At 42.6% G+C, this 13,374-nt stretch carries 11 protein-coding genes and 1 tRNA gene; 10 read left to right on the top strand and 2 right to left on the bottom strand.

From position 1 onward, the window contains the following. The 8 genes from clpX to F6K20_RS02825 all read left to right on the top strand — a co-directional run. A partial coding sequence (gene clpX, locus F6K20_RS02860; RefSeq protein ID WP_287293629.1) for an ATP-dependent protease ATP-binding subunit ClpX occupies window positions 1–762 on the top strand: 762 nt, incomplete at its 5' end. Between the two features lie 134 nt (window positions 763–896). Continuing rightward, window positions 897–1,736 carry an alpha/beta fold hydrolase gene (locus tag F6K20_RS02855; RefSeq protein WP_044493593.1) on the top strand — a complete coding sequence of 280 codons (840 nt, stop codon included), beginning with the start codon at window positions 897–899 and terminating at the stop codon, window positions 1,734–1,736. A gap of 530 nt (window positions 1,737–2,266) precedes the next feature. Beyond that, on the top strand, window positions 2,267–3,379 hold the full coding sequence (locus tag F6K20_RS02850; protein WP_008185754.1) for a tetratricopeptide repeat protein: 1,113 nt from the start codon (window positions 2,267–2,269) through the stop codon (window positions 3,377–3,379). Between the two features lie 253 nt (window positions 3,380–3,632). Beyond that, the gene (locus F6K20_RS02845) at window positions 3,633–3,989 is read left to right on the top strand and encodes a HesB/IscA family protein (RefSeq protein ID WP_044493591.1); all 357 of its coding nucleotides are present in this window, start codon (window positions 3,633–3,635) and stop codon (window positions 3,987–3,989) included. A 212-nt stretch (window positions 3,990–4,201) separates the two neighbouring features. Continuing rightward, complete coding sequence (locus F6K20_RS02840; protein ID WP_287293626.1) at window positions 4,202–5,071, top strand: M48 family metallopeptidase; 870 nt, start codon at window positions 4,202–4,204, stop codon at window positions 5,069–5,071. Further along, window positions 5,050–5,133, top strand: a tRNA-Leu gene (locus tag F6K20_RS02835). The genes F6K20_RS02840 and F6K20_RS02835 overlap by 22 nt, the downstream gene beginning before the upstream one ends. 22 nt (window positions 5,134–5,155) lie before the next feature. Then, window positions 5,156–5,449, top strand: a complete 294-nt coding sequence (locus tag F6K20_RS02830; RefSeq protein ID WP_287293623.1) for a hypothetical protein — start codon at window positions 5,156–5,158, stop codon at window positions 5,447–5,449. Between the two features lie 52 nt (window positions 5,450–5,501). Further along, a complete protein-coding gene (locus tag F6K20_RS02825; RefSeq protein WP_287293620.1) occupies window positions 5,502–6,149 on the top strand; it encodes a class I SAM-dependent methyltransferase in 648 nt (215 codons plus the stop codon). Window positions 6,150–6,252: 103 nt separating this feature from the next. Here F6K20_RS02825 and F6K20_RS02820 read toward each other — a convergent pair whose 3' ends face one another. Then, window positions 6,253–7,347 carry a RuBisCO accumulation factor 1 gene (locus F6K20_RS02820; RefSeq protein ID WP_008185747.1) on the bottom strand — a complete coding sequence of 365 codons (1,095 nt, stop codon included), beginning with the start codon at window positions 7,345–7,347 and terminating at the stop codon, window positions 6,253–6,255. A gap of 478 nt (window positions 7,348–7,825) precedes the next feature. Here F6K20_RS02820 and F6K20_RS02815 point away from each other — a divergent pair, with 478 nt between their 5' ends. Next, window positions 7,826–9,064 carry a DUF445 domain-containing protein gene (locus tag F6K20_RS02815; protein ID WP_008185745.1) on the top strand — a complete coding sequence of 413 codons (1,239 nt, stop codon included), beginning with the start codon at window positions 7,826–7,828 and terminating at the stop codon, window positions 9,062–9,064. Between the two features lie 79 nt (window positions 9,065–9,143). On the opposite strand, the gene F6K20_RS02810 is transcribed toward F6K20_RS02815, so the two are convergent. Beyond that, the gene (locus F6K20_RS02810) at window positions 9,144–10,142 is read right to left on the bottom strand and encodes a glycosyltransferase family 2 protein (RefSeq protein WP_008185744.1); all 999 of its coding nucleotides are present in this window, start codon (window positions 10,140–10,142) and stop codon (window positions 9,144–9,146) included. A 1,151-nt stretch (window positions 10,143–11,293) separates the two neighbouring features. On the opposite strand from F6K20_RS02810, the gene F6K20_RS02805 reads away from it, so the two are divergent. After that, a complete protein-coding gene (locus tag F6K20_RS02805; RefSeq protein WP_008185740.1) occupies window positions 11,294–13,114 on the top strand; it encodes a serine/threonine-protein kinase in 1,821 nt (606 codons plus the stop codon). The last annotated feature ends 260 nt before the right edge of the window (window positions 13,115–13,374 follow it).

Below are 13,374 nucleotides of genomic sequence, written 5' to 3'. Positions count from 1 at the left end.
CTGGATGTGGAGGAAGCCCAGCGAGGGATTATCTATATCGATGAAATCGATAAGGTAGCCCGCAAGAGTGAAAATCCCTCCATTACCAGGGATGTTTCTGGGGAAGGAGTCCAGCAAGCATTACTGAAAATGCTAGAAGGAACAATTGCTAATGTCCCGCCTCAAGGTGGACGCAAACATCCTTGTCAAGACTGCATTCAGATTGACACCAGCAATATTCTGTTTATTTGCGGTGGTGCGTTTGTTGGTTTGGATAAGGTGGTTGAGCAACGCCTAGGCAAGCGTTCCATGGGATTTATTCAGCCTGGAGAGAATCAGTCGAAGGAAAAGCGCACAGCAGATATTCTGCGACACTTGCAGCCAGATGACTTGGTGAAATTCGGCATGATTCCTGAGTTCATTGGTCGCATACCAATGGTAGCGGTCATTGAACCCCTGGATGAGGAAGCCCTGATGGCAATTTTGACAGAACCCAAGAATGCACTGGTCAAACAGTATATGAAGCTGTTGAAGATGGACAATGTTAACTTGGAGTTTATGCCAGATGCAATTCGAGCGCTGGCCCAGGAAGCTTACCGTCGTAAAACTGGTGCTAGGGCGTTAAGGGGCATTGTGGAAGAATTGATGCTGGAAGTGATGTACGAGTTGCCTTCTCGTAAGGATGTCACTCGCTGTACAATCACTAGGGAAATGGTAGAGAAGCGCTCCACTGCTGAACTATTGGTTCATCCTTCTTCATTGCCAAAGCCAGAATCAGCATAGTAGTAGCATAGTAGTAATTTTTCATTTGTCATTGGTCAAAATAAAATTTATTGCTTGTTAATTGTTGATTGTTAATTGTTTATTATTAATTTTTGATTGTTGATTTTCAATTAACAAAGGACAAAGGTCGAAAAATGCCTTACATTCAAATTCGGGGTGTAGAACACTACTATGAATGGGTAAAGAAGTCAACAGCTTGTGGAAATAAACCTGTGATGGTATTTATCCATGGCTGGTGTGGTTCGTCTCGCTACTGGGAAAGTACCGCTAAAGCTCTATCCAATACCTTTGACTGCCTCCTATATGACCTAAAGGGGTTTGGTAGGTCAAAATTACCCCAACAGGGGACAAACTTGACCTATGAGATGGAGGACTATGCTGAAGATTTAGCGGTGTTGTTAGATACCCTGGGAGTTAGTCGTATCTATATCAATGCCCACTCCCTAGGCGCATCTGCTGCTACCATGTTTCTCAATCGTTATCCTGAGCGGGTTGAGCAGGCAATTTTGAATAATAGCGGTGTTTTTGATTATGACGAGAAATCCTTCACCGCTTTTCACAAAGTTGGTGAGTTAGTAGTAAAGTTCCGCCCCGGTTGGTTGTTAAATATTCCCTTGGCCAGTACACTGTTCATGATGCGATTTTTGCACCATCCCCTACCTAGGGCAGTGAGCCGGGATTTTTTGGCAGATTACCTAATGGCAGATCATGAGGCAGCTTTGGGAACAATGCTGACTGCGGTTAGTAAGTATGCGGCGGAGGTAATGCCTAATAAGTTTGCTCAGTTAAAGGTGCCAACCCTGCTAGTTTCTGGTGAATACGACAAAATTATTCCTTCAGCACTAGGACGTAGAGCATCACAATTAAGTCAAAAAGTCAAGTATGTTGAAATTCCTGATACAGCTCACTTTCCGATGTTGGAGGCTCCAGGGATTTATCTAGAGCAGGTGCGGGAGTTTATTTGTGTTAGCTGAGGCTTGAGTTTATTTGTGTTAGCTGAGGCTTAAAGAAATTACTACTCTTCGGGGGAAATAAGTGGTTATTGCTCATAAAACTGAACACCAGAGGAATAGCTTAAAAAATCAGGAAACCCCCAAGCTGTAAAAGCTGGGGGCGGTGATCAGGGTGCATCTACTACTTCCTTATTCGAGTAGGTATGACGCTTCTCCGGACAGATTTTGAGAGTGAGTTCGCTTCAAGAAGCGCATCCTCGGCAACTTGTTGAGGGGGACATTGGGAAAGAAGGTAGTATGTATGACGGCAACTAGGTCTTTCCAGATTAGTGTGCACAGGCTACTGATGTTAATTTTTATAAATAGCTCAATAATTTCCTTAACTTACTGAAAAATATATTTAGGAATATACAGCAAGTTGTGAGTAATCTTATCTCTGGTAACCGAGGTAAAACAGAGACATAACTGCTGAAAATGAGCAAGGGAGATGGGCTACTCAAGTTTCTTTGGCTCCATCATCCCCCCCATCTACATCAGGGAGCAATATTACTATGGCACATCTGGTTCAGAATCTAGTTGAAACGGAAGTCGAGCAACACCAAAACAAGAGTGCAGGAGATGACCCTGTCCAGCCTCAACCTCGTAAGTATCGCCAAAGTCAGTTACAAAATATACTCAAAACACTGCAAAACACCTTAGCAATTTGTCAAACTAAGGAAGATTTGGCTGGTCAAGTGGATACTCTCAAACGCATTGGGTTAGTTCATTGCCGTTTGGGAGAGTATGCCTGGGGAATCAAGTGTCTCAAGCAAAGTTTACAAATGGCCAATGATATTGGTTCGCCCAAGAGTTTAGGCGTCATTCTTCATCATCTCGGAATGGCTTATTGCCAGACTAACCAGGATGATAAGGCATTTAAGGTTTATCTAAAAGCATTGAGGATTTTCCAAAAAACTCAAGATCATTCAGAAATTGCTAAAATCCTTAATCACCTAGGGGAAATTCACAATAGCTGGCATCAACCAGTGCTGGCTCTGAGATGCTTTCGCCAAGCCATGAAGATTTTTCAAAACTTAGGCAATTCAGTTGAGGGCGAAGGCAGAGCACTGGAAAATATAGGGGAAGCTTATACCCAGCTTGGAAGATACCGTCAAGCTCTAGCTGTCTTGGAGCAAGCCCTAAGCATTCACGAAAAAAAAACATCCTCTGGTTACTCTAGTCGGAAGTTAACTACTCTTGAGAGGATTGGCACAGTTTACTTCCGACTAGGTGAGGAACTACGGGCATTGGATTTCTATCATCAAGCTTTGGAGATTGGTCAGGAACTGAGTAAATCACTTCATCGTAACACCAGAAGCTTGGATTATATCGGAGCGGTTCACTACCACTTGGGAAATTACCCCCATGCCTTAGCCTATCACTTACAAGCCTTAAGACTTTGGCAAGAAATCGCCCATCCTGGGGAGGGGGAGAGCTTGTTCCATGAAAAGGCTGAATTCTCTCAACTCAGGACAGTTTATAACTGTCTGGGTATATCTGAGCAAGGGGTGCAGTGCAGCCAACAAGTACAGAAGATGATTATTAACTGTGGTTACCGAGTTAGTGAAGAAGAGATTAGCCAGTATCTTAGTCACGGTGGAAGGTTAAACCATAACGTAGAATGATTAATGCATGGTAGCCTAAAGACTCGTTACAATTAAAATCTAAACCCCCGATAATTCCCATTTCACGCAAATTAGAGAATTATCGATAAACAACAAAACTGTGAACTGGCAGAGCTGATTCAGCTATAAGCTGTGAAGCATCTAGTTTGATGAGACACTCTAAGCTAAATCTTGGGTTAGAGCCTGATAATTATCTTTCTTTAAAATCCACAACAACTTAAGACCAAGCAAAATTAGGAGTCAAAAGTAAGCAATGGCACAAGTAACTGAGTCACAGCAAAAAGGTATTCAACTGACAGACAAAGCTCTAAAGCACGTTTTAGCCCTGCAACAAAGTCAAGGAAAAGACCTTTACCTGCGAGTTGGTGTTCGCCAGGGAGGCTGTTCAGGACTGTCTTACATGATGGATTTTGAAGAACCTAGTAACATTCGGGAGAATGATGAAATCTTTGACTACGATGGCTTCAAAATAATCTGTGATCCAAAAAGTCTGCTTTATCTCTACGGTCTGGTACTGGATTACAGCGATGCTATGATTGGTGGTGGATTCCAATTCACCAACCCCAATGCCAATCAAAGCTGTGGCTGTGGTAAGTCGTTTAGCGTTTAGGGCATTGTTAGTTTAAAGTCTGTCAATTCAAGACTACAACCAAGGACTAGAAGACTTAGGCAGTGACGCTATAGAATTAGCTATATAGAGGTAGCGCTATAACTAGTTAGGGTGCAAGGCTTGTACCCCTACAATAGATTAGGCTTGAGCCATAGATTTTGGGGAAGTCCTAGACTAATAAGTAATTACTAATGACTAACGACTAACAGCTAATGACTAAAACATCACTATTTGGTCTGAAGGCAGATCATTTTCGTCATCCCCTAGATTTGGAAGCAACCACAGCCCTGAAACAGTTGCCAGGGATAGACTTGGTGGTGCGAAATTTACTAGGTCCTGTGGCGGAACAGTTTTTTTACCTGAACAATATTGCTGCTAGTGTCTTGGTGGGAGAAAATCAACTGCCCCATCTTCATAAACTACTCGAAGATGCCTGCACAACTTTAGATTTAGAGCCGCCTCAGCTTTATGTGCAGCAAAATCCCGCTCCCAATGCCTATACCTTCGCTATGCGGGGTAAACAGCCTTTCATTGTCTTGCACACCTCTTTAATTGATCTCCTGACACCAGAGGAAATTCAGGCGGTTATTGCCCATGAACTGGGTCATCTCAAATGTGAACATGGGGTGTACCTGACACCGCTCAATATCATGGTATTAGCGGCTAGTTTAATTCCCAATTGGGGGATGCTCATTGCTCAAAGCATACAGGAGAAGATGTTAGAGTGGCTAAGATGTGCGGAATTTAGTTGCGATCGCGCTGCTTTACTGGCTACTCAAAATCCGAGAGTGGTCATGTCTGTATTGATGAAACTGGCTGGTGGTTCGCCAACTCTGGCACCACAACTGAACCTAGATGCGTTTATTGCTCAAGCTAGGGCTTACGATAGTGTTGGTGATACTGAGCTGGGTCAAGTACTCCAACAATTGCAGATCTCTCAACTGAGCCATCCCTTACCTGTACTACGGGCGCGAGAAATTGACCGTTGGGCAAGTTCTCAATCTTATCAGTCCTTGTTAAATCAGCGGTTAATTAGTTATAATAATGGAGATGCCCAAACGGGCGGGTGGCGAAATTGGTAGACGCACCACACTCAAAATGTGGCGGCCTTATGGTCATGAGAGTTCGAGTCTCTCCCCGCCCACTGTAACTAAGGGGCAAGATTGATGGCACAACGACTAAAACGGTGGGAATCGCCCCGCCGACAAGGACGTAACTGGAAAGGAAAAGGAGGCTCTGCGCGGCGCAAACAACTGAAAAAACAGACTCAGATGCTGCGCCGGAAGCTTAAGCAAAGTCGGAAAGCACTCCAAAACCGAAGCCAAGACAACCAAAATCAATACAAAAATCAACAATGGGGAAGAGATATTAATGCTCTTCCCTATTTTTTTTGTAGAATCCTGTCTAACCGCCTCAAAATATTCCTTGCAATAACCCAAATTCAGAAATACTTACCATAAACTTCATAAATCTTTATAATATTCGTGAGTAAGATACGTAACATATCAGAAAATGAGCTACCAGCGCCTTCAACGCAGTAAATTGGATGAGAGCGATGATGCTCTGTTCTATTCATTTCCACGGTTTGTGACTCATGTCGATGAGGGCTTTATCGATCAGCTGGTAAACCTCTACCGGGAACGACTACAACCCAACACGCGAATCCTCGATCTCATGAGCAGTTGGGTTTCTCACTTACCAGAAGACATGGAGTTTGCTCATGTTGAGGGGCATGGGATGAATCTGGAAGAATTGGTCAAAAATCCTAGACTTAATCACTACTTTATCCAAGACTTGAATCAAAACCAGCAATTGCCATTGCCTGACCAAGACTTTGATGCTGTGCTGATTGCTGTTTCAGTTCAGTATCTTCAGTACCCTGAAAAAGTTTTTGCTGAGATTCATCGTGTCTTAAAACCAGGGGGAATGGCAATTATTAGCTTTTCTAACCGAATGTTTTTTCAAAAGGCGATTCAGTCCTGGCGAGATGGGACCGAGACAAGTCGAGTGGAGTTAGTGAAAACCTATTACCAGTCTATTCCTGGATTTAGTTCGCCTGAGGTTGTTGCTCGACCATCCCCGCTTCCTACTTTTCTGCTACAGCTTGGGATCACTTTAGGCGATCCATTCTATGCAGTACTGGCTAATCGAACTACTTGAGCCTGATGAAAAGGGTTTTGTTGAGGGTAATTTTTAAGAGTCAACAGCCAAGAGTCAAGAGTCAACAAAACAGAAATTAACTAACTTAATAACTAATGACTAATTACTCATCAATTTGCCAGACATCTTGACTTAATGCTTCATCCAGAATTTTTTTCGGTCGTAATACTAGGATGAGGCGTCCCAAAAAACTAATATCAGGAGAATCTGGAAACCACTTAATCTCTAACTGTCCTGATTCTTCAACCAAAAAGTAGCTGTCCCCATCCCACTGCTGCTGTGAGCGGTCAATAATAAGCAAAATCTCTTCAGGTTTGTTATTCTGTTGAATAGGCAGCTGATTACTGTTACACAAAATCACCACTGGATCTTGTGCCTTCAAAACTACCTGCCAGCCCGGTACTGCGGCGAACATCTGCTCTCGAAGCCCCTTAACTATACTAAAAGTGCCCTTATAGTCAGTTCTAGGAACCTGGTTGAGATCAGCTATTGTCAGGGGTAAGGCACCCACTACCGGAAGCAAACGGGGCAAATCTTCTTCAGCTTCGAGGCGGTATATGGGTAATCTGGGGGCTGGACGCTGAGTGCTACCAAACGCTCCTGTGAGTAATTCTTCGATTTGTTGCCGGGCTTGTTGAGTATGAGCAAACATCAAGCCTCGGGCAATCAAACGAGAACGTTCTTGCAAATCATTGTGTTGTTTGGCAAGTTTCCAATACTGATAGGCAACAGCATCACCAGGATGATTGGTGAATCCCTCCGGTGGACGGCTTCTGCGGGAAAAGGTCTTGAGTGCTTTGGCAACTTCATGGGCTCCTTCGGAGTTCAAGTTCCTAGCAACGAGAAATTCAGCAGCAGCAGCTCGTTCCTCTTGGGTGAGAATCCGCAACTCGTACAGGGAATCGCTACCAGTACTCTCAAAACGCGATCGCACTTCATCGGACACCCCGACTGTAATCAAACTTGTGTAAACCTGAGATGCCACCATCACTTGATTCTGTTGAATTGGCTCAAACCCAGTTTCTTCAAAAATTACCTGAGAACTGTAGCCAGCTTTTTGTAGCTGCTGACAGGCTTGACCCCACTCCACCCAGTTGCGTTCTTTGCGCCGCAGTAAGGTTAATAAATCTTCAGCATTTATCTGTTCTGAATTGGTTTGAGGGTGACTTTCAGGAGAGCCTGGTGGTACTTCAGTCATGGTTTAAAGAAAAAGAAAACGAACAGTGCCATCAACGGCAATGTGTATTATATCCCGTTCGGGTTTAGTGTAGCAGGATGTCACTTTTGGAAAAAGCCTACAATAGAGATTGGGCATTAAATAAATTCTTGAAGTATAAAAGATGAAGATAGCAAGTGTAAAGGCAGCAATAATGATAAAGGTGAGGGATGGTGCATCTTTAAATTAATCCTCAAACCTAATAATTGTTAAGGAACCGCAGCCATATATAGCGTTTCTACTAGTAATGAGGTACACAGGATTTTTTCCCTATTCCCTTAACGGAAGTTCTCTATTCCCTATTACCTACTCCCTACTATATACTCCCTAAACCCCCCAGAGCGTGGTACCTCACCTATTTAATAAATGCTATAACTAGTGTAAACTTATGACTTTTTATATCATACTTTAAACTTACCTATTACCTGCTTTTTAAGTTCTACACAACTCGATTTTTGTTTTGGATCTGTTTAACCTATTATTGTTGTTTGTTCCTCCCATAGCTGGGGGAATTATTGGCTATTTCACCAATGATTTAGCCATCAAAATGTTGTTCCGTCCCTACAGACCAATTTACATCGGTAAGCGTCAGCTACCTTTTACACCAGGTTTAATTCCTCGCAACCAGGAACGGCTGGCTAGGCGAGTTGCTGACACTATTATGGGTTCTCTGCTGACGCCAACAGAGTTACAGCGTTTGGCAAAGCGTCTGCTCCATACTGAACGTGTGGAAGGAGCGATCTTGTGGCTATTAAACCTAGCGCTAGATCAAGTCCGGTCGGATAAGCAACAGAAAACAGCTCATATTCTTGCTGGGATTCTCCGAGACTTGATCGGGGAATCGTTGCCACGTATGCTAAAAGTCTTAGCCCGTCGTAAGGATTTCCTAGAAGCCCAACTTAACCATGTTTTTGACCAGATTTTATTGGAGTTTCGACTGGATCAAGAACAAGCTCGGAAGCTTTCTGAGTGGATATTAAAAGTAGTACTCCCCCCAGATATTTTGCGACAGGCAGTTATTGATTTCCTAACTGACCGCAACATTCAAATCATTGATGAAGACTTTCGGGAAAAGTCCAGTGGGACATACTGGGTAGTGGCAAATTTATTTGGTATACGCAATGCTTTGATCCGCCTGCGAAGCTTTTGCCTTGACGAAAAAGAAGCGACTAATGCTCGCATCGAAGAGTTAATTGTGGCTCTAGGAACTCGCGATCGCTTGCGGGAATGGTTGCAAAATGTTTCATTGCAAAATCTGCCTTTGTCAACAGTGAGACAACTACGGAAAACTATGCGGGATTCGGTGCGTGCTTATATTCAAGAGGGGGGTGCTGAATTTATACAAGGATTAAATCAATCTATTGACTGGGAAAAAGTGTCTGCCTTAATTGTTAATCGGCTCCGAGATTCAGCAATTATGACTACATCGTTGACAATGATTAGCAAGGAACTCGCTTTGGTTATAGAGCGCTACCTGGAGGAGGATTTGGAAAAAATCATGACTGAAGTGATTCCGATTTTATCTATTGATGAGGTGATTGTTGAACGGGTAAACGCTACTTCTCCAAAAGATATGGAAATCACGATTCAGACTTTAGTGAAAAGTGAATTACAAGCTATTGTGAATTTAGGGGGTATTTTAGGAGTGATGGTGGGACTATTTCAAACAGTGTTGCTGCTGTTGACAGGAGGAATTTAATCAGGAATTTAATCAGGATGCTCTCTAGGATTTATCCTGAGGCTGATTCTACGGAACGGGACTTTTATCCCAGTTTATGCTAAGACCGACGGCTAATGATGGATAAAAGTTTACGAGAACGGGGACCTCGGTATCTTTCGTATAGTAAAAAGTTTGGTATCATCGTTCTGAGCCAATAGAGTAAATTTAATAACCAACGATGATTAACTTTAATTTTGCCATTGAGCAGATCTACTGGTAATTCCACTAATTTAGCTAATCTGGTAAAACTTTCCTGGTCTTTTTCCTCAAAACTTTTTTCTATCAAATACTTAATACTTTTCTGGCATAAGCTAACTAATTTTTGGTGATTTGTCAAGACAATTTCAAAATACTTAATGTAAGACTCCCGCATCAGTGAGCTATTATCGGTGAGATTGAAGCGGTGTTTTCTATAATAGGCTCCGATGATTGGAGTATGGACGAATCTGACGTTCCGTTGCAGAAGTTCTAATACCCATTCTCGATCCTCACAGGCTTTCAGGCGAGTATCAAAATTTCTCTGGTCTAAGAGTTTTTTCTTGAACAGCATCGATTGCTGTAACAAGGGAAAAGGAGAATCTGCCAGAAAATCTGGACAAATTAGCAGTCGTTCGATGAGCTGTTCTTTGGTGAGAGCACCAACAACATGAGGCTTGGTTTCAATAATGTTTTCGTTTTGATCAACATAGACCCGTTCATAGTCGGAGTAAAATACTACATTATCACCAGTTCCCTCTAAACAGCTCAATTGAAATCTGATTTTATCTTCATGAATCCAATCATCAGCATCTAAGAATTGAATCCATTCTCCAGTGGCTTTATCAGCGCCAAAATTACGAGCAGACGATACCCCTCCATTGTCTTTATAAAAGTACTGTATCTCTGGGTGGTAGTGGACTAACTGATCAGCAACTTGGCGGGTATTATCGGTAGAGCCATCATCGACAATAATGCATTCAATCTGGGAAAATGTTTGCGCTAGTACACTCTTTACTGATTGTTCGAGGTACTGGGCTTTATTAAAGGTGGTGATAACTACTGAGACAGATGTATTCATGAAATAAATTATTTATACCATAGGTTAAAAGTCAGTAATGACCAAATTTTGTTGGCATTATCTGGTTGGTAGTCTTGGATTAATTTATAAAAGTTTGGTCGAAAAATACTGGTTTAAGGTAATGATTTTATCGACTGACATAAATCATCCCAGAGGTAATCTCTGAGCTAAGAGCCAAAAGGCGATAGCCAGCCGTACTTTGTACGCTTTTGTACCACTTCTGGAAGAAGATCTCAGAAAGTAGACCTAAGCAACCGCTTGTTTTGCGGCCAAGCTACTATCCTGACAAAAGGGTATAGCCATAGCATACTCGATGAATTGGTAATTTTAAAAGGGGGTAGGGGGTTTTAAGGCTGGTTTAATACTGGTCTTATGGGTATTATGCACTCTGATGGGATTTTGTTCAGCTATGGTCAAATTCAAATCTATGTAGAGCAGCGCATCTTGGTTGCTGATGGGTGATATGATGTTTGTCAAAACATCATCGATAAAGAATCCCAGGAAGTATGAACAGATAATTAGCTGTATTTGGGGTTATTGAGATTAAGATTTGGGGCACTAATCCCCCCAATATAATGGCGTTATAATAATTGATTACTTTTTTTGTCGAAATAAACAATGAGTATAACCCTCTTTAAAAGGCTGATTTATTAACATCAATTAGCTCAAGTACCTATTTTTAGCTAGAAACTGACTGGTAATTGAAATTGGCGATCGCGTTTTTAGAGCTAGTTGCACAGAGGTATTGAGTATTTTCCGCAGAGCTCTATTGAAATTTCAGTCCGAGCCACTTCTGCAAAAGCCGGTCTACCCTCTGACTATCTCGCCATCTGACCATCTGACCATCAGCCCCATGCACAATTTCAATGGGTGACAGCTTACTCCCTCATTTGAGTCACTTATCGTTAGTTGAGCTGATTAAGGGACAAGTCTCTTAATGTCCGATAGTCAAGGAAAAAGTTAATGTTGCCGTGGGACCCTGCGCTTTTTAAAAGCTAAGCGTGAACGGGCACCAAGACGAGGGAGTTGAGGGTTAATTAAACAACTGGTAATGTTAACTTTCTTTGTGGTATAACTGGCTTTAGGATCCAAATCAATGGTATATTTACTGAATTTGGAATCATAATTAGGTAGTCATCACTAACCCCTCGATGAGCCGCTTATCTGCACAGACAAAACCTGCAAAAGCCCTAGTAGGCGGACGCTACAAAATTATCAACCAACTGGGATCTGGTGGGTTTGGTCGAACCTTCCTGGCACAAGATATACATTTGCCAAATCAACCCCGATGTGTGGTTAAACATCTTTTGCCCCAAACCGAACAGACGGCAACGCTGCAAATGGCAAGACGCCTTTTCGATAGAGAAGCTCGATTTCTCTACCAGCTAGGTAATCATGACCAGATCCCTCGCCTACTAGCACATTTTGAGGAAGATCAGCAGTTTTATCTGGTTCAGGAATTGATTGAAGGACAACCTTTGAATCGAGAACTTGTCCAGGGTGATCCGTGTTCACAAGAGCGAGTTATTGCTTTATTAACAGACATTCTACAGGTATTGGCCTTTGTTCATCAACAACAGATTATCCACCGGGATATTAAGCCCTCTAACCTGATCCGCCGCCAAGGGGACGAGAAAATCGTGCTGATTGACTTTGGTGCTGTTAAGCAAGTCAGTAGCCAAAAGATTAATCCTGAAACCGGGGAAACTCATTTAACGGTTTCTATAGGCACCCAGGGCTATATGCCCCATGAGCAATTGGCAGGAAAGCCCCGCTTTAGCAGTGATATCTATGCTGTCGGGATGGTTGGTATCCAGGCATTAACTGGGGTTCATCCCAAAAACTTGAAGGAAAATCCCATAACTAGTGAAATTGATTGGCAACACTACGCAAAGCAGGTTAGCCCAGAGTTGGCCCATATTCTTGACATTATGGTGCGCTATGATTTCCGTGACCGTTATCGGACAGCAACTGACGCTCTAGAGGTATTGGCTAGTTTACCAACACAGCAACTGTTGTCTGAAGCTGAGGAAGAAATCCCTACTCAGGAAATTACCAGGGAAAGCCAGTCTGGGATGGAACTCCCAATTCCCGACATTAGGAACCTACCAAAAACTACAGTCCACTCGTCAATGATGACCAGGAGTCAAAGTAGAACTACGCCTCAACTTGACCTCACCGAACATTCGAGAGGTTCAGCAACTAACTTGACAACAGTATCTATTCCGCAACGATTGGTGAAGTTGGGGTTAATTACTGTATCGATAACTATCTTGGGGGTCAGCTTGCTGCTGTGGAAAACTTTTCTATCTGCTCAACCGACTGGTGAAAATACTGACTATAAGACTGACTATAAGACTGACTATAAGACTGACTATAAGACTGACTATAAGACTGAGGCTACGGTTACAGAAGAGCAATTTTTAGAGGAAGCTGAGCAGTTGCGGAAATCTCGACAGTACCAGGAAGCTCTCAAACTATACGACCAAGCGATCGCTAAAAAAGCCGATTTTGCGGAAGCCTATTGGGGCAGATGCTACAGTCTGAATAAACTCCAAAAGCCGGAGATGGCAATTGTTGCTTGTAATGATGCCTTACATTTCAAACCTAACTATCCAGAAGCTGTGTGGAGCCTTGGTCAAGCCTTTGACCAACAGCAAAGGTCTGTAGAAGCCCTTAGACTCTATAACCAAGCCCTTACTCTCAAGCCAGATTTAACGGAAGCTTGGCTTTCACAGGGAATAACCCTCCAAAAGTTGGGTCGTTCTGTTGAGGCGATTACGGCTTTGGAGAAAGCGATCGCACTTCAACGAAATTTGGCAGAGGCTTGGATGACTAAGGGGGAAGCTCAGATGACACTAGGACGCTTTAATCAGGCAATCACTTCTTTAAATAAGGCACTCCAGATTGAACCTAACCACCGGAATGCCCTGAAGCTACGTCAGCAGGCACGGAAGAAACTGCAACGCTAAATTCAGTAGTTCCAAAACTCGACTCTCGGATCATCTGCATCTGTAGTCCTACTTTGAGGAATTGGTATTACTTTACCGATTTGCCTACACTATCGATATTTTCTCTTATTTCCCAACAGGTCTAAGCTCGGTCTAATTAAGAATTAACCATTAACAATAACAATTACTAAAAATTACACAATAATTAATAATTAATAATTAATCTTAACAATTAATCGGTAACGATGAAAATGACCAATCACCGCTGTAATTGTTAAGTA

Origin of the sequence: Moorena sp. SIO2C4, from assembly GCF_010672485.1 — a bacterium.
Taxonomy (GTDB): Bacteria; Cyanobacteriota; Cyanobacteriia; order Cyanobacteriales; family Coleofasciculaceae; genus Moorena; species Moorena producens.
The sequence above is the reverse complement of the archived record's forward strand: the minus strand, read 5'-3'. Positions and strand labels throughout refer to the sequence as shown.